General features: G+C 64.7%; 15 protein-coding genes. 13 read left to right on the top strand and 2 right to left on the bottom strand.

Translation table 11 applies throughout. The annotated features are described in order from the left end of the window. Positions 1–17: 17 nt before the first annotated feature. The 3 genes from GT748_RS03450 to GT748_RS03440 all read left to right on the top strand — a co-directional run bounded on the left by GT748_RS03450 (position 18) and on the right by GT748_RS03440 (position 4675). Positions 18–2105, top strand: a complete 2088-nt coding sequence (locus GT748_RS03450) for a PTS sugar transporter subunit IIC/EAL domain-containing protein (protein ID WP_083546621.1) — start codon at positions 18–20, stop codon at positions 2103–2105. A gap of 149 nt (positions 2106–2254) precedes the next feature. Beyond that, entirely contained in the window at positions 2255–4183 is a 1929-nt protein-coding gene (locus GT748_RS03445) for an NAD(+) synthase (protein WP_161213260.1), read from the top strand. A gap of 60 nt (positions 4184–4243) precedes the next feature. After that, the gene (locus tag GT748_RS03440; RefSeq protein ID WP_021659943.1) at positions 4244–4675 is read left to right on the top strand and encodes a PH domain-containing protein; all 432 of its coding nucleotides are present in this window, start codon (positions 4244–4246) and stop codon (positions 4673–4675) included. Between the two features lie 239 nt (positions 4676–4914). Here the strand turns inward: GT748_RS03440 and GT748_RS15145 are convergent, their stop codons facing one another. Next, entirely contained in the window at positions 4915–5421 is a 507-nt protein-coding gene (locus GT748_RS15145) for a substrate-binding domain-containing protein (RefSeq protein ID WP_052537711.1), read from the bottom strand. After that, positions 5364–5975 (bottom strand): LacI family DNA-binding transcriptional regulator, encoded by a 612-nt coding sequence (locus tag GT748_RS15910; protein ID WP_021660860.1) that lies wholly within the window; start codon positions 5973–5975, stop codon positions 5364–5366. The genes GT748_RS15145 and GT748_RS15910 overlap by 58 nt, the downstream gene beginning before the upstream one ends. A 330-nt stretch (positions 5976–6305) precedes the next feature. Here GT748_RS15910 and GT748_RS03430 point away from each other — a divergent pair, with 330 nt between their 5' ends. From GT748_RS03430 to GT748_RS03385, 10 genes are all read left to right on the top strand, one after another. Then, the gene (locus GT748_RS03430; protein WP_021660862.1) at positions 6306–7142 is read left to right on the top strand and encodes a triose-phosphate isomerase; all 837 of its coding nucleotides are present in this window, start codon (positions 6306–6308) and stop codon (positions 7140–7142) included. After that, the gene (locus GT748_RS03425; protein ID WP_021660863.1) at positions 7139–8578 is read left to right on the top strand and encodes a lactate racemase domain-containing protein; all 1440 of its coding nucleotides are present in this window, start codon (positions 7139–7141) and stop codon (positions 8576–8578) included. The genes GT748_RS03430 and GT748_RS03425 overlap by 4 nt, the downstream gene beginning before the upstream one ends. A gap of 105 nt (positions 8579–8683) precedes the next feature. Further along, complete coding sequence (locus GT748_RS03420; protein WP_081693061.1) at positions 8684–9736, top strand: BMP family lipoprotein; 1053 nt, start codon at positions 8684–8686, stop codon at positions 9734–9736. Positions 9737–9749: 13 nt separating this feature from the next. Further along, the gene (locus GT748_RS03415) at positions 9750–10754 is read left to right on the top strand and encodes a nucleoside hydrolase (RefSeq protein ID WP_044993166.1); all 1005 of its coding nucleotides are present in this window, start codon (positions 9750–9752) and stop codon (positions 10752–10754) included. A 69-nt stretch (positions 10755–10823) separates the two neighbouring features. After that, a complete protein-coding gene (locus GT748_RS03410; protein WP_021660867.1) occupies positions 10824–11813 on the top strand; it encodes a nucleoside hydrolase in 990 nt (329 codons plus the stop codon). Positions 11814–11886: 73 nt separating this feature from the next. After that, a complete protein-coding gene (locus GT748_RS03405) occupies positions 11887–12951 on the top strand; it encodes a BMP family lipoprotein (RefSeq protein WP_044993167.1) in 1065 nt (354 codons plus the stop codon). 69 nt (positions 12952–13020) lie between these two features. Further along, entirely contained in the window at positions 13021–14568 is a 1548-nt protein-coding gene (locus tag GT748_RS03400; RefSeq protein ID WP_021660869.1) for an ABC transporter ATP-binding protein, read from the top strand. Then, complete coding sequence (locus GT748_RS03395; protein ID WP_021660870.1) at positions 14549–15682, top strand: ABC transporter permease; 1134 nt, start codon at positions 14549–14551, stop codon at positions 15680–15682. Before GT748_RS03400 ends, GT748_RS03395 begins: the two co-directional genes overlap by 20 nt. Further along, entirely contained in the window at positions 15675–16604 is a 930-nt protein-coding gene (locus GT748_RS03390; RefSeq protein ID WP_021660871.1) for an ABC transporter permease, read from the top strand. The genes GT748_RS03395 and GT748_RS03390 overlap by 8 nt, the downstream gene beginning before the upstream one ends. A gap of 18 nt (positions 16605–16622) precedes the next feature. Next, complete coding sequence (locus GT748_RS03385) at positions 16623–17291, top strand: ribulose-phosphate 3-epimerase (protein WP_021660872.1); 669 nt, start codon at positions 16623–16625, stop codon at positions 17289–17291. The last annotated feature ends 475 nt before the right edge of the window (positions 17292–17766 follow it).

Below are 17766 nucleotides of genomic sequence, written 5' to 3'. Positions count from 1 at the left end.
CGAGGCAGTTTGCCGCCATGGGAAAACGCGCAATGCAGGCGCTGTACGCGCTGGAGCAAAATCGGGTGCTCTCGTCCATTAAGAAGGGGTTTATCACCCTTGTCCCCCTGCTGATGGTGGGGGCCTTTGCGCTGCTCCTGCGCAGTTTTCCCCTGCCCGCCTTTCAGGCGGCCCTGCCCACCCTCTGGGGCGGCGCGCTGGACCGGTTCCTCGCCTGCGTGGGGGACAGCACCTTTGGCCTGCTCTCCATCTTTGTGGCGGGGGCGGTGGGCTTTCACTACGCCGGCGCCTGTCGGGAGGGGGACCTGTTCACCCAGGTGACGGCCATGGCCCTCTCGGTGGCCTGCTTTGTGGCCACCTTCGGCCAGTCCGCCCCGGCGGACCGGCTGGCGGGCTTTGGCTCCACCGGGGTGTTCACCGCCCTGCTGTGCGCGGTGGCGGGCACCAAGCTCTTTGTGTTTTTGGGCGAGCACGCCCCCCGGCGCTTTCGCTTCTCCACCGCCGGGGCGGACGAGGGCTTTCGCGCCGCCATGGGGGGGATCGCCCCCGCCCTGCTCTGCGTGGCCGTCTTTGCCGCGGGCAATCTGGCGCTGGACTGGCTGGCCGGGGTGGCCAGCCTCAACGAGCTCATCACCGCCGGGGCCAGCGCCCTCTTCTCCCACGCGGGCAACAACCTGTCCGGCGGCATCCTCTTCACCGCCCTGCAGGGCACCCTCTGGATGTTCGGTATCCACGGCGGCAACGCCCTCGACCAGGTGGCGACCCGGCTCTTCGTCCCCGCCAACGCCGACCCCACGGCCATCGTCTGCAAGTCCTTCCTCGACAACTTCGCCCTCATCGGCGGCTGTGGCGCCACCATCTGTCTGCTGCTGGCGCTGCTGCTCTTCTCCCGCTCCAAGGACGACCGTCGCCTGGCCGGGGCCTCGCTGCCCTTCGGCCTTTTCGGCATCAACGAGATCTTGGTCTACGGGCTGCCGGTCATCTTGAACCCCATCTACCTCATCCCCTTTATCCTGGTGCCCATCTGCTCGCTGTGCATCGCCTACTTCGCCACCTGGGTGGGCTTTCTGCCGGTGGTGACCAAGACCGTCACCTGGACCACCCCGGTCCTCTTCAGCGGCTACATCGCGGTGGACTCCTGGCGGGGGGCGGCGGTGCAGCTGGTGATCGTGGCGGCGGGCACCGCCATCTACGCCCCCTTTGTCAAGCTCTCCGACCGGGTGCGCTCCGGCCGCGAGCAGGAGATGCTGCGCGCCCTCACCGACGCCTTTCAGGCGGGGGAGCGGACGGGGGAGCGGCCCCGCTTCCTCGACCGGGGCGGGCAGTTGGGGGCGGCGGCCAAGCGGCTGGCCTCCCGCCTGCGGGCGGACCTGCAAACCGGCGCGGTCCCCTTTTGGTACCAACCCCAGGTGGACGCCGACGGCCGCGCCTTCGGCGCCGAGAGCCTGCTGCGCTGGCGCTTTGGCGGGCAACTGGTCTACCCGCCCCTGGCCATCTCCCTGGCACAGGAGGAGGGGGTCTACGACCAGCTCACCGAGTTGGCGCTGCGGCGGGCCTGCCGCGCCGCCGAGGCCTTTCGGGCGGCGCTGGGACGGCCCTTCTCGGTCTCGGTCAACCTGACAGCCGCCCAGCTGGACGACCCGGTTTTGGTCGAGCAGATCATCGCCATGGCCCAGGGCGCGGGGGTGCAGCCCGGCGGCCTGGGGCTGGAGGTCACCGAGGAGACCACCCTCATCGACCGCGAGCACGTGTCGGGGAACATCGGCCGCCTCTGGGCGGCGGGGATCCCCGTCTCGGTGGACGATTTCAGCATGGGGCACACCTCCCTGCGCTATCTACAGGAAAACCCCTTCCGCTACGTCAAACTCGACGGTTCCCTGGTGCGCCAGGTGACCGAGAACGCCCGCAGCCGGGAGATCGTCTCCTCCCTGGTCTCCCTGGGGACGGGGCTCTCCTTCGACACGGTGGCCGAACAGGTGGAGACCGCGCAGGTGCGCGACGCCCTCATCGCCCTGGGGTGCACCCGGTTTCAGGGGTATCTCTACAGCCCGGCGGTCCCCCTGGAGGAGTGCCTCGCCTTCTGCCGGGAGGAGCCCTGGCGCTAGGCCTTGCAGACCGCCCCGCCCGGGAGTATACTGAAAGAAAGAGACAAAGGCGTCTCGGAGAAACCCTCTCCGAGACGCCTTTTTTCTCGCCGTTTGGCATCGGCCGGCCGCCCCCGGGGCAGACTGGCAGAGAAGGGGAGTGAGGGGTTTTGAGAGATGGATTTTTAAAGGTGGCGGTGGGCAGCCCCGACCTGCGGGTGGCCGACTGTTCCTACAACGCTGCGGCGAGCATCCGGCTTTTGCGGGAGGCGGCGGCCCAGGGGGTCAAACTGCTGGTGCTGCCCGAACTGGGGCTCACCGGCTACAGCTGTGGCGACCTCTTTTTGCAGCCGACCCTGCTCCAGGGGGCCGAGGCCGCCCTGGAGAGCCTGCTGCGGGCCAGCGGGGAGCTGGGGGACCTTGTGGCGGTGGCGGGGCTGCCGGTGCGGGCCGGGGGAAAGCGCTACAACTGCGCCGCCGTCCTGCAGGGCGGGCGGCTGCTGGGGGTGGTGCCCAAGCGAAACCTCCCCAACTACGGCGAGTTTTACGAGGGGCGCCAGTTCACCCCCGGCCCGTTCGGCGGGGAGGACGTCCTCCTCTGCGGGCAGCGGGTCCCCTTTGGGGCCGACCTGCTCTTTTGCTGCCGGGAACTGCCCGACTGGGTGCTGGGAGTGGAAATCTGCGAGGACCTGTGGGTCCCCCTCCCGCCCTCGGTGGGGCTGGCCCTGGCCGGGGCCACCGTCCTCGCCAACCCCTCGGCCAGCAACGAGACGGCGGGGAAGGCCGCCTGTCGCCGCCGGCTGGTGGCCGGACAGTCCGCCCGGCTGCTGGCGGGTTACCTCTACGCCTCGGCCGGGGTAGGGGAGTCCACCGCCGACCTGGTCTTTGCCGAGCACAGCCTCATCGCCGAAAACGGCGTTCTCCTGGCCGAGAGCCCGCTACTCCAGGGCGGGCTCACCTGCAGCGAGCTGGACCTGCAGCACCTGGCCTTTGCGCGCAGCCGGATGGGCACCTTCCTCCCGCCGGAGAAGGGATACCGGCGGGTCCCCTTTTCCGTTCAGGTGGGGGAGACCGCCCTCACCCGCCCGGTGGAGCGGGAGCCCTTTGTCCCCGCCCCCGGCCCGGGGCGGGAGGCGGGGTGCAGGGAGACCCTCGCCCTGCAGGTGGTGGGGCTGGCGGGGCGGCTGCGCCACACCGGCTGCCGCCCGGTGCTGGGGGTCTCGGGGGGACTGGACTCCGCCCTGGCTCTGCTGGTCTGCGCCGGGGCGGCCGACGCCCTGGGCCGCCCCCGGGGGGACATCCTGGCGGTGGGCATGCCCGGTTTCGGCACCACCCCCCGCACCCGGGAGAACGCCCGCCGACTGGCCCTCTCTCTGGGGGCCTCCTTTCGGGAAATCCCCATCTCCCGGGCGGTGGAGGGGCACCTGGCCGACATCGGCCACCCCCAGGGGCGCACCGACACCACCTACGAAAACGCCCAGGCGAGGGAGCGCACCCAGGTGCTGATGGACCTGGCCAACGCCGAGGGCGGCCTGGTGGTGGGCACCGGCGACCTGTCGGAACTGGCCCTGGGCTGGGCCACCTACGGCGGCGACCAGCTCTCGATGTACGCCGTCAACGCCTCGGTGCCCAAGACCCTGGTGCGCCGCCTCGTCGCCTTTGCCGCCGACCGGGCGGGAGGGGAGAGCGCCGCCGTCCTGCGGGATATACTGGCCACCCCGGTCAGCCCCGAACTGCTCCCCGCCGGGGCCAGGGGCGAGATCGCCCAGCGCACCGAGTCGCTGGTGGGCCCCTACCGGCTGCACGACTTCTTCCTCTACCATACCCTTCTCTGGGGCGAGCCGCCCCGCAAGGTCTACCGGCTGGCCTGTGCCGCCTTTGCCGGGGCCTTTTCGGCAGGGGAGATCCTGCGCTGGCTGCGCCTGTTCTACCGCCGCTTTTTCGCCCAGCAGTTCAAGCGCTCGGCCCTCCCCGACGGGCCCAAGGTGGGCGCGCTCTCCCTCTCCCCCCGGGGGGACTGGCGGATGCCCAGCGATTCCAGCGCCGCCCTCTGGCTGGAGCAGTTGAAGGGGTTGGAGGGCCGGGGCCAGGCCAGGTAGATTGCCTTTTTGGCCCCGCCCTGGTACAATGGAGAAAAGCCAGCCAAGGAGGACTGCCAGATGGTCAGTGAAGTGCCAATCGTTTGGAAAGACCGCAAGCGCATTTTGGGGATGCCCATCACCTTTACCCGCTACTCCATGTCCGAAGACCGCCTCTTTTTGGAGACCGGCCTCCTCAACACCCGGCAGGAAGAGGTGCTCCTCTACCGGGTGCGGGACATCAGTTTGAAGATCACCCTGGGCCAGCGCATCTTCGGGGTGGGCTCGGTGCTGGTCCAGTCCTCAGACAAGACCATGCCGGTGCTGGAACTGAAAAATATCCGCCGCCCCCGCGAGGTCAAGGAGACCCTCCACCAGCAGGTGGAGAAGATGAAGCTCTCCCGCAAGATCCGGGTGGGCGAGCTGCTGGACGACGGCGGCCACGCCTGCGACGACGACTTTCACGACGGCGAACAGACAGACGGGGAGGACTGGGAGGACGAGCGCCTCTAGCCCTGTTCCCCTGTCAAAGCCGCGGGGGGCCTGTCACCCGCAGCGCGGGCCCGTCTCGCGGCACTGCCCTCTCAACCCAGAGGGGAGAGGGGCCCCCCGCGCGCCGGGGGCTTTTTGCCGCCCTTTTTCACCTGCGCCCCTGCCCAGGGCCTCGCCACCCCACAGCCAAAAGCGCCCCCGGAGACCGCGGTCTCCGGGGGCGCTTTTGATTTGCCGCCCGCGCGGCGGAAAGGGGGCGGCTACTCCCGCTCCCCCTTTTCCAGGGGGCGGCAGCTCTCCCGCACGATCAGCTTGCAGGGCAGTTCCACCTTCAGGGGAAGGGTGTGGCCCTTTTCGATGCGGTCGAGCAGCAGCTTCACCGCCACCTTCCCCAGCTCGTTTTTGGGCACGTCCACGGTGGTGAGGGAGGGGGTGGTGAACTGGCTCATGGCGATGTTGTCGATGGAGATGATCGAGATGTCCCGGGGGATGTGCAGACCGAACTCCCGAATGGCCTTCACTGCCCCGATGGCGCTGATGTCGTTGGCGCAGAAGACCGCCGTGGGCAGTCGGGGGGAGGCAAACATCCGCTTGATGCCGAAATAGCCGTTTTCCATGGTCAGGGCCGACTCGTAGATGTACTCCTCCGAAAAGGGGAGTTCCCGCTCCAACATGAAGTCCATATAGGCGTCAAAGCGGACCTCGTTTTTCACCTCTCCCAGGTAGCCGATGCGCCGGTGCCCCTGCCGGTAGAGGTGTTCGAGCACCTGGATGGCGGCCTTGTACCCGTCGCAGATGACCTGGTCGAAGTCGGCCCGCCGGAGGCCAGCCCCACCACAATGACGTTGCGCAGCTTTTGCAGCCGCCCCAGCAGCTCCTTGCGGGGGCGGCCCAGCACCACCACGCCCCCCTTGTCCAGGTTTTCCAGCATCCGGTCGGTCTTGAAGTCGTCCAGATTGACCGCCGAGAAGGAAAAGCCCAGCGAGCAGCCCTGCACCATGGCCTCCTTCTCCACCGCCCGCAAGATCTCGGCGAAGAACTGGTCCGAGGGCATCATCTGGTCCTGAAACTGGCGGGAGAACATCTCGGTGCGGGCGAACACGCAGGAGATGGTCCGCCCTGCCGGCCGGGGGGCGGGGTTTTGGTCCCGGCTCTTGAGGGCCTTGGCCGCCTCGTTGGGGGTGTAGCCGGTGCGGCGGACGATCTCCCACACCCGCTCGGCGGCCTCGGGGGCCGCGGTGCGGTGGTTGGGGTCGTTGATGATCCGGGAGACGGTGGAGATGGAGACCCCTGCCTCCCGGGCGATTTCTTTGAGTGTCATGGCCGGTCACCTGTTTTGGGGCGTCCTGTGACAAGTGAGTGAAAACGATTGCAACATATTTTTGAAAAACAGCCGCCAAACCTCTCTCGATTTTTTCTAAATTGTACACCGGCGGGACTGTGTTTGCAAGATAAAGCAGAAGAAAAGAGGGATATTTTTCCTATACCCCGTTTTTATGACAGAATGTACAATGAAATACGGGAATTATAGGCAGGATAACGATGTGAGAACGTTTGCAAACATTTTTCTTTACAAACCCTGAAAATCGGCTATGATGTGGATAGAAATTGGGCGGGATGCCCGAGAAGCAACAAGAGGGGGAGAGGGGATTTGACCCAGTACCTATTCGTCAACCTAAAGCGATTCGACATTCCTCGCGCGCTGGGGGGCATCAACACCCAGTGCCCGCCGGCCCAGTGGGGCGAGACCCTGGTTCGCCAGAGCCGGGCCGCCCTGGCCGAGCGCCCGGGGGTGGAGACGGTCTTTTTTCTGCCGGAGGCCCACCTCCTCCCCGCGGTGAACGCGGCGGCCGGGCCGGGGCCGGCGGTGGCCGTGGGCTGTCAAGGGGTCTACCGAAAGGACGTGGCCCCCGGGGGGAACTTCGGTGCCTTCACCACCTTTCGCACCGCCACCGCCGCCCGCTCCCTGGGCTGCACCTGGGCTCTCATCGGCCACAGCGAGGAGCGGGCCGACAAGATGGCCCTCACCGGCGACGCCGACGCGGTGGACGCCCTCCTCTGCGACGAGGTGCGCTGCGCCCTGGCGGCCGGGCTCAAGGTGCTCTTCTGCATCGGCGAGACCGCCGAGGAGATCCCGGTGCGCGAGGCCGTCCTCCGCCGCCAGCTCCGCCAGGGGCTGCCCGGGGTGGACGGGGCACCCAATATCGTGCTGGGGTATGAGCCCATCTGGTCCATCGGCCCGGGCAAACCGGTGCCCACCGCCGATGAGGTGGGGCGGATCGCCGCCCTCATCAAGGGGATCGTCCGGCTGCCGGTGGTCTACGGCGGGGGGCTGAAGGCCGAAAACGCCGCCGCCTTCGGGGCCCTGCCCAACCTGGACGGCGGGCTGGTGGGGCTCACCCGCTTTGCCGGGGAGATCGGCTTCTACCCGGACGAGTTCGCCCAGATCGCCGCGGCCTACTTTGATGCCAAGGAGGAAATCGCATGAAACTGGAATTTGAGTATGGGCAGGGGATGATGAGCGCCCAACTGCCCGACGACACCGACGTCTTTATCCCCGGGGAGACGGTCCCCGACCCGCCCTGCATCCCCGAGGAAAAGCTGGTGGAGGCGACCCGGGACTCCATCCTCCACCCCATGGGGATGCCACCCCTCTCCCAGCTGGCCCACAAGGGCTCCAAGGTGGTCATCGTCTTCCCCGACCGGGTCAAGGGGGGCGAGCAGCCCACCGCCCACCGCAAGGTGTCCATCCCCATCGTCCTGGAGGAGCTCTACAAAGCCGGGGTGGAGAAAAAAGACATCCTGCTGCTGTGCTCCAACGGGCTGCACCGCAAGAACACCGAGGAGGAGATCCGCCGGGTGCTGGGGGAGGAGCTCTTCTCCGATTTCTGGCCCACCGGGCAGATCCGCAACCACGACAGCGAGGACTACGAGCACCTGGTGGACCTGGGCACTACCCCGCGGGGCGACCCGGTGCTGGTGAACAAATACGTCTACGAAGCCGACGTGGCCGTCCTCATCGGCCACACCCAGGGCAACCCCTACGGGGGCTACTCGGGGGGCTACAAGCACTGTGCCACCGGCATCACCCACTGGCGCTCCATCGCCTCCCACCACGTGCCGGCGGTGATGCACCGCCCCGACTTCACCCCGGTGAGCAGCCACTCCCTCATGCGCCAGAAGTTCGACGAGATCGGCCAGTACATGGAGGAGCGGATGGGGAAGAAGTTCTTCTGCTGCGACGCGGTGCTGGACACCCGCTCCCGCCAGATCGAGATCAACAGCGGCTGGGCCAAGGTGATGCAGCCCAAGAGCTGGGAGACCGCCGACCGGCGCACCTACGTCCACTGGGCCGAGAAGAAGTACGACGTGCTGGTCTTCGGCATGCCCCAATTTTTCCACTACGGCGACGGGATGGGCACCAACCCCATCATGATGATGCAGGCCATCTCGGCCGAGATCATCCGCCACAAGCGGGTGCTCAGCGACCGCTGCGTGGTCATCTGCTCCTCCACCTGCAACGGCTACTTCCACGACGAGCTCTTCACCGGCTACCGCGAGATCTACGAGCTCTTTCAGAAAGACCACATGAACACCCTGCGGGATGTCAACCGCTACGGCGAGTACTTCGCCACCAACGAGGAGTACATCCGCCGCTACCGCTACTGTAACGGCTTTCACCCCTTCCACGGCTTCTCGATGATCAGCTGCGGCCACATCGCCGAGATGAACACCGCCGCCATCTACATCGTGGGGGCCGAACAGCCCGGCTACGCCCGGGGGATGGGGATGAAGATCCGGGCCACCTTTGAGGAGGCCCGGGCCGACGCCCAGAAGAAGTACCTGGGAGAGCACCCCAACATCCTCGCCCTCCCCAAGGCGTTCACCACCGCGGCGGTGCACCTGTGCATGAAGGGGGAGTGAGCGGCCGGGGGAAATTCGATTTCAACTGAACAGATCGCTGCGCGCCCCTTGGCCGCGCCTACACTGACCAATTTTTAAGGAGGGATTTCACATGTTTAAAGGTAAATCGATCAGACGGACCCTGGCCGCCCTTCTCGCGGGCTGCCTCTGCCTCACCGCCTTCGCCGGCTGCGGCGACAAAAAGGAAGGGGGGACGCAGGCAAAAAGGGGGGCGACATCAAGGCCGCCATCATCATCTCGGGCAGCTTCGGCACCCAGAGCTTTCAGGATGTGGCCCTTGCCGGCTGCCAGAAGGCGGCCGACGAGTTCGGGTTTGAGCTGACCAAGGTGGAGAATGTGAATTCCTCCGACGCCAGCAACACCATTCGCTCCCTCATCGGCCAGGGGGTCAACATGATCATCTCCCCCAACGATTTCTTCAACGACGCCATCGAGGAGCTGGCCCCCGAAAACTCCGACGTCCGCTTCATCAGCGGCGACGCCGCCGTTCCCGACCTGGAAAACGTGGCCTCCGCCTATTACCGGGAACAGGAAGCGGCCTTCCTGCTGGGCGCCCTGGCGGGGATGCTCACCGAGTCGGACAAGGTGGCCTTCATCGGCCACACCTCCAACGTGGTCATGGACCGGTTTGAGTACGGCTATCGGACCGGCGCCAGGTATGTCAACCCCAACGCCAGCGTCATCTCGATGTACACCGGCAGCGTCTCCGACGTCAACAAGGGCAAGGAGATGGCCGACCTGCTCTACAGCCAGGGGGTCGACTACATCGCCCCCGCCGCCGCGGCCTGCAACACCGGCGTCTTCCAGTCCTCCAAAGAGCACGGGGGCAACTGCTGGACCTTTGGCGCCGCCGACGGGCAGTTTCACCTGATGCCCGACCGCATCCTCGCCAGCCAGGTCAAGCGCATCGACAACGTCTGCTACCAGTTCCTCAAGGACGCGGTAGAGGGCAACTGGAAGGGCGGGCAGCCCCAGGAGATGGGCCTCAAAGAGGGGGGCGTCGACCTGCTCTACACCACCAACGGAGAGCTGGCGGCCACCATCCCCCAAAATGTGAAGGACCGGGTGGAGGAGCTGCGCCAGAAGGTCGTCAGCGGGGAGCTCAAAATCCCCGCGACCAAGGACGAGTTCGCGGCTTTCTCCTTCCCCAGCAAATAGGGAGGGCGGTCAGTTGAGACAGATACCTGTGCTGCTGGACGTGGACACCGGCATCGACGACGCCTACGCCCTGATCATGGCCTGCGCCAGCGAGGAGCTGGACATCCGGGCGGTGACCACGGCGGCGGGCAACGCCTCCCTCTACCACACCACCCGCAACACCTGTAACCTCCTGCACCTGCTGGGCCGGGGCGACATCCCGGTCTCCCAGGGGCTGCCGGGTCCCCTCCAGCGCCCGCTGCTGCGGGCCCCCGAGGTGCACGGGGAGAACGGCCTGCGGGGCTACCAGTTCCAGGGGGAGCACCTGGAGGCCCTCTCCCCCCTCACCGCCCAACAGCAGATGGCCCGGGTCCTCACCGAGAGCGAGGAGCCGGTGACCATCGTCGCCCTGGGCCCGGCCACCAACGTGGCGGCCTTTCTCCAGCAGTACCCCGAGCTTAAATCCCGCATCCGCCGCATCCTCTTCATGGGGGCCTCCTACCGCTGCGGCAACCCGACCATCGTCTCCACCTTCAATGTGCTGGTGGACCCCGAGGCCTTTGACATCCTTTTAAAGAGCGGGGTCGAGCTGCACACCCTCCCCCTGGACACCACCAGACATGCCACCCTCACCCCCGAGGAGTGCCGGCAGATCGCCGGCATCTCCGGTCCGGTGGCGAAGATGGTCTCCCGCACCCTGGCCGGCTACGGCGACCGCATCGGCCAGAAGGGGGGCTGCCTGGCCCAGAAGGACGGGGAGCGGGACTGGAACCGGGAGGGGCTGGCCCACCTGCCCGACCCGGCGGTGGTGGCCTACTTGCTGCGGCCCGATTACTTCACCCGCCAGAAGTACTTCTGCCAGGTGGAGTGCAAGGGGGAGCTCACCACCGGCTTCACCGTCATCGACATGGAGGACTACTACGGCAAATCGATGGAGGAGCGCAACCTCTGGTATGTGGACTCCATCGACCGGGCCGGGTTTGCCCGGCTGTTCCTCGAGAGCGTCCGCCACTTTACCCCCGATTTGATAAACAGCTGAGAAGGTGCGAAAGCCCTCTGCAATTTGGATAAGTGTCCCCCTTTTGGTGGGGGAAGATAGGAGGAAAAGATGAAGAAGATCCCCGTACTGATCGATGTAGATACCGGCATCGACGACGCCATGGCCCTCGTGATTGCCTGCGCATCCGACAAACTTGATATCCTAGGAGTCACAACGGTGGCGGGCAACGTGGCCCTCTGCCACACCACCCCCAACACCTGCAATGTGCTGCACCTGCTGGGCAGGGGAGACATCCCGGTGGCCAGGGGAAAGGAAAAGCCTCTGGAGCGCGAATTGGTGGACGCCGCCTATATCCACGGAGACAACGGACTGCGGGGGTGGACCTTTGACCAGTTGCACGACGAGGCCCTTGTGGCCGCACCCGCCTGGGAGTTTTTGCGGGACAAGTTGCTCCAGAGCAAAGAGAAGGTCGCCATTTTGGCCCTGGGTCCGGTGACCAACATCGCCCTGCTGCTGCGCCGCTGCCCGGAGGTCAAGGAGAAAATCGACAAGATCGTCTTCATGGGCACCAGTTACCGCACGGGAAACCCTACCCCCATCACCACCTTCAACGTTCTGGTGGACCCAGAAGGGTTTCGAGAGCTGCTCTTTTCGGGGGTCCCCATCTACGCCTGCCCGCTGGACACCACGAGAGAGGCCTATCTGCTCGCCGAAGAGGTGGAGGAGATCGCCCGCATCGACAACCCGGCAGCCAGAATGACCACCGCCATCCTCGGCGGATACGGCAGAAACGCCAAGTCAGAGGGGCAACTCCAGTCCGCCCAGCAGGAACTCAAGGCCGGCCGCCGCTTCAAGGGGGTGGCACGGCTACACGACCCGGCCACGGTGGCCTACCTGACCGACCCCGAACTCTTCACCGCCACCAAGTACTACTGCGATGTGGAGTGCAAGGGGGAGATCACCACCGGTTTCACCGTCATCGACATGGAAAATTACTACGGCAAGAGCGAGGAGGAGCGCAATCTCTGGTTTGTCGACTCCATTGACAGAGAGGGGTTTGTGCGGCTCTTCCTCGACAGCCTGCGCAGTTATTCCTAAGTTTTTGTCCATCTTTTTAGTGACGGAGAGCGTTCAGGCGCGATCTGTCCGCAAAAATAAGGAGGAAATCGAGATGAAAAATTGGAAATTGGGGAAGCGCATTCTCGCCGCTTCTCTGGCGGGACTTCTCTGTTTGGGCGGCCTGACCGGCTGTGGGGGCGGCGAAGAGGCAAAGGGAGACGGGGAGAAGAAGGTCCAAATCAAGGCGGCCATCGTCGTCTCGGGCGGCTTTGGCACCCAGAGCTTCTCCGACGTGGCGCTGGCGGGCTGCCAGAAGGCGGCCGACGAGTTTGGCTTTGAGCTCAACAAGATCGAGAAGGTGTCGGCAGCCGACGCGGCCAACACCGCCCGCTCCCTCATCAGCCAGGGGATCAATGTCATCATCTTCCCGGCCGACACCTATCAGGACACCATCAAGGAACTGGCGCCGGAGTACCCGGACGTCTACTTTGTCAGCCCGGACTGCGCCATCCCCGACCTGGAAAATGTGGCATCTGCCTTTTACCGGGAGCAGGAGGCAGCCTTCCTGCTGGGCGCCCTGGGGGGCAAGTTGACCAAGAGCAACAAGCTGGCTTTCATCGGCTCCAACTCCAACGTCATCATGAACCGCTTTGACTACGGGTTCCAGGCGGGCGTCAAGTACGTCAATTCCAGGGCCACCGTCACCTCTACCCAGACCGGCAGTTACACCGATGTCAACAAGGGCAAGGAAATCGCCAACATGCTCTATGACCAGGGGGTCGACTACATCGCCCCGGCGGCTGCGGCCTGCAACGTGGGCGTCTTCCAGGCCTCCTCTGAGCGCGGCGGGAACTGCTGGACCTTTGGCGCTGCCGACGGGCAGTTCCACCTGATGCCCGACCGCATCGTCGCCAGCCAGGTCAAACGGGTGGACAACACCTGCTACCGCTTCCTCAAAGAGATTGCCGAGGGAAGCTTCAAGGGCGGCACCCCGGTGGAGATGGGCTTGAAAGAAGAGGGCGTGGACCTGCTCTACACCACCAACGAGACCCTGAAGGCGACCATCCCCCAGGAGACCATCGATCAGGTGGAGGCCCTGCGCAAGGATGTCATCGACGGCAAAATCAAAGTTCCGGCCACCAAGGAAGAGTTTGACAGCTTCCAGTTCCCGGCGTAAATAGAACGGCGGACGGCGGCCTCGAAAAAAGGCCGCCGTCCGGCTGCACAGAAAGGGCGTGAACCAGAGGTGCGGGAGAAGATCATCGAGCTAAAGGGAATCACCAAAATCTACCCCGGCGTGATTGCGAACGACCACATTTCGCTCGACATCGAACAGGGGGAGATCCACTCCCTGGCGGGGGAGAACGGGGCGGGCAAATCCACCCTGATGGGCATTCTCTACGGACTCAACCAACCTGACGAGGGGAGCATCTATCTGCGGGGCAAGGAAGTCCGCTTTCACTCCCCCAAAGACTCCATCGCCAGCGGGCTGGGCATGGTGCATCAGCACTTTATGCTCATCCCCAAATTCACCGTCACCCAGAACATCATTCTGGGGATGGAGGTGGGCAGCCGGTTGAAAATCGACTACCCCAAAGCGGAGAGGGAGGTGCGCCAGCTCTCCGAACAGTACGGGCTGGGCATCGACCCCAGCGCAAAGGTCAGTGAACTGTCGGTTACCATGCAGCAGCGGGTGGAAATTTTGAAGATCCTCTACCGCAAGGCGGAGATCCTCATCTTCGACGAGCCCACTGCCGTCCTCACCCCCCAGGAAATCGACGAGTTCTGTGACATCCTCATGCGGCTGCGGGACAGCGGCAAGACCATCATCTTTATCAGCCACAAGTTGGCCGAGGTGGAGAAGATATCCGACCAGGTCACCGTTATCCGCCGCGGCAAGGTGGTCTGCACCAAGCCCATCTCCGAAGTAAATCAGGCGGAGCTGGCGCGGCTGATGGTCGGGCGAGAGGTGATCATGGGGGGCGGCGAGCGCGTCCAAGTGGACAACAGCGAGGTGCTGTTGGACCTGAACAATCTCTCCTACAAGACCCGCCAGGGGGTTCAAAAACTCCATCAGATCGACCTGCAACTGCACCGGGGCGAGATCCTCGGCATTGCGGGGGTGGACGGCAACGGCCAGGAGGAGTTGGAGAACATCATCTGCGGCAAGCTGCACCCCAGCGAGGGGAGCCTCACCTTTAAGGGGGAGGACATCTCCCAGATGGGGGTCAAGGAAATCAAGAAAAAAGGGGTGGGGGTCATCTTCGAGGACCGGCACAAGGACGGCCTGGTGCTGGATTTCTCGGTCAAGGAAAATCTGGTCCTCGGGTTTCAAGACCAGCGCCGCTTCCTCAAGTACGGGGCCTTTTTGGACCGCAAAAAGGTCGACCAGAACGCACAGAAGCTCCAGGAGGATTTCGACATCCGCTGCGGCAGCCTGGACGACCCCACCGGCAAGCTCTCCGGCGGCAATCAGCAAAAAATCATCATTGCCCGGGAGATGAGCGCCAACCCCGAGATGATCATGGCTATCCAGCCCACCCGCGGCCTGGACATGGGGGCCATCTCCTTTGTGCAGGAAAAACTGGTGGAGGCGCGAAACGCCGGAAAAGGGGTCCTCCTTTTCTCCCTCGAACTCGATGAGATCTTACAGGTCAGCGACCGCATTGCCGTCCTCTTCAAAGGGCGCATCGTCAAGGTGCTGAAAAACGAGGGGATCACCAAAGAGCTTCTGGGGCAGTACATGCTGGGTGTAGACGGAGAGGAGGATATCGATGAAGCAGTCAACCGCTGAGCGGCCCCCTTCGGTGGCCGCGAAGGAGAGACCCACCAAAAAATTTAAGAAACCGAGTTCGGAGAAGCTGCGCGCAATGGGGTTGGAGTGCTCCATCTCCCTCATCGCCTTTGCGCTCTCCATCATCACCGGCGGCATCATCCTCGCCATCTTGGGGGTCAATCCCCTCACCGCTTACGCCTCCCTCTTCAAGGGGGCGCTGGGTACCCCCAGCGCCATTGCGGGCACCATCAACCGGATGATCCCCATCATCCTGGCCGGCCTGGCCATCGCCGTGGGCAGAAAGGGCTCGGTCTTCAACATCGGCGTCGAGGGCCAGCTCATCATCGGCGCGCTGCTGGGCTGCCTGGCGGGCATCTACCTCAAGCTGCCGGCGATCATCCACCTGCCGGTCTGCCTGCTCTGCGGCATGCTGGGCGGCATGGCCTGGGCCTTTATCCCCGCTTGGTTGCGGCTGAAAAAGAACGTGGGCGTGGTCTTTACCACCATCATGTTCAACTACATCGCCAAGTTCCTGCTGACCTATCTGGTCATCAGCGTCTTCGTCACCTCGGGGGGCCAGCTCTCGGCCACCGAGAAGATGCAGGACGCCGCCCGCCTGCCCGCCCTCATCGGGCGGCCCTACAACATCAATTCGGGCATCCTGATCGCCGTCCTCGCTGTGATCGTGGTCTACATCTTCATCAACAAGACCAAGTGGGGCTATGAGATGCGGGCCACCGGCATCAACAAAAATGCCTCCGGCTCCGCCGGCATCAATGTCGACCGCAACATGTTTTTGGCCCTTCTCATCTCCGGCGCCCTCGCCGGGCTCGGAGGCTGTTTGGAGATCCACGGCTCGGTCTTCCGGGTGTTTGCCGACTACTCCCCCGGCTACGGCCCCACCGGCATTGCCGTGGCCCTGCTGGCCAAGAGCAATCCCATCGCCGTTTTGCTCACCGCCTTCCTCTTCGGCGCCATGCGCAACGGCGCGGCGCTGATGCAGATGAGCACCGGGGTCTCCTCCGAATTCGTCTCCATCGTCCAGGGGCTGATCATCATCTTTGTCTGCTCCGAAAACTTTATCCGCTACCTCATGAAAAAAGCACAGAAGAGAGGTGTGGCACATGCTTAGCGCCCTGTCTTACATCGTTTTGGCCACCATCCGTCTGGGCACCCCCATCGCCATCACCGCCATGGGGGCCACCATCTCCGAGCGCACGGGCATCCTCAACATCGGCCTCGAGGGCATTATGAGTATGGGCGCTTTCCTGGCGGTGCTGGGCTCCTACTGGACCGGCAACCCCTGGTTCGGCGTTCTCCTGGCCGTCCTCGTCGGCGTGGTCATCTCGGCCATCCACGGCTTTGTCTCCATCGTCTGCGGCGGAGCGCAGGGGGTCTCCTCCCAGGCCCTGGTGCTGCTGGCCACCGGCTTTTGCTCGGTGGGGCTGCAGGCCATCTTCGGGCAAAAGGGGATGTCCCCCACCGTCAACACCATTGCCACCACCGAGTTTTTGCGCCCCATCCCCCTGGTGGGGAACATCCTGGCCGACTTTTCCCCCATCGTCTACATCGCCCTCATCCTGCTGTTTGTCTGCAACTTCGTCCTCTTCAAAACCCCGCTGGGGCTGCGGATGTGCGCCTGCGGCGAACATCCCCGGGCGGCCGAGACCGCCGGCATCAACGTGGGGGCCATGCGGTTTCTGGGCGTTTTGATTTCCGGTTTCCTGGGCGGGCTGGCCGGTGCGTTCCTCTCGGTGGGGCAGATGAACCTGTTCCAGGAGGGGATGGTGGCCGGCCGGGGCTATCTGGCCATGGGCGCCATCATCATGGGCCGCTGGACCCCCACCGGGGCCTTTGCCGCAGCCATGTGTTTTGGCCTCTTTGACGCAGTGCAGCTCTACATTCAAATCATCCCCAATTCGCCCATCCCCCACGAGTTCGTGCAGATGATCCCCTATGTGGCCAGCATCATCGTACTGGCCCTCACCATCAAGGGGGCCACCGGCCCCGCGGCCTCGGGGCAGCCCTACTCGAAGATCTCGGGCACCCGCTAGAAAGGGGAGGCGAATCAAATGGGCATCCTCACCGCGACCCTGGCCTGCGCCGACTGGCTCCACCTGGGCGACGACCTGCGCGCCCTGGAGCGGGGCGGCTGCGACTGGTATCACCTGGACATCATGGACGGCCACTACGTTCCCAACCTCTGCCTCAACTTTGACCTCATCCGGGCGGTCCGCACCGCCTCGCCCCTGCCGGTGGACTGCCACCTGATGGTGGAAAATCCGGGGGACTACCTCCCCCAACTGACCCAGAACCGGGTGGAGCGGGCGGCCTTTCACCTGGGCTGCCCGGTGGACACCGCCGCCCTTTTAAGGGAAATGCGCCGGGCGGGGATCGCCCCCGGCCTGGCCCTGAACCCCGACGAGCCGGTGGAGGCCCTGAGCCCCTATCTGGACCTCTGTGACTGGGTGCTCCTGATGGGGGTAAAGCCCGGGTTTTCGGGACAGGCGTTCCTCCCCGGCACGGTGGAGCGGGTGGGCCGTCTGGCTGCCCTCCGCCGCACCCTGGGCCGGCCCCTCCTCATCGAGGTGGACGGGGGCATCGGCCCGGAAAACGGTCGCGCCTGTACAGACGCCGGGGCAGACGCCCTGGTGGCTGGGGCCTTTGCAGTCTTTTCTCAGCCCGACGGCGTCGAGGCCGCCTGCCGACGCTTTCGCGCGGCGGTCTTTCCCGACGCATAGGCAGCCATACCGATGGGGCGGGGGACGCCACCCCTCTTCCTATCGGGCATACGATCTCCCCCCCATTTTCAAAAGGGCGCCGGATATATCGGCGCCCTTTTGGCGGGTGCAGTGTAAAGGGAGAGGAGAGACCCAGCCTCCTCTCGGGCTGGTGCTTTTTGGCAGCCCTGCCCAAAGCGGCGGGAAGGGTGGCTGCACGGATTGGCGAGCTGCTCTCTTTGTACTGCGCGCCAAAACGGGTGGGGGCGGCGAAACCACCTGCCTGAAAAAGGGGGGGGGAGGATTGCAAATCGGCGCACCGGGCAGAGTTGTGAGGGGAAAAACTGCTCTGCGCTCAGCACAAAAGGGGACACAGGCAGGGCAGTTTTCCCCTTTTTTATGACGTGCAGCCCAAAAACTGCTGAAGATTTTATGAATTTATTGCCGCCCTTTTGGGGCTGAAAAGCCGCCGCCTCCCCGCCACACCCCGCCGCGG

The sequence above is a fragment of the Bittarella massiliensis (ex Durand et al. 2017) genome (assembly GCF_009876955.1).
Taxonomy (GTDB): domain Bacteria; phylum Bacillota; class Clostridia; order Oscillospirales; family Ruminococcaceae; genus Bittarella; species Bittarella massiliensis.
This window is presented reverse-complemented; position numbering and strand designations above follow the sequence as displayed.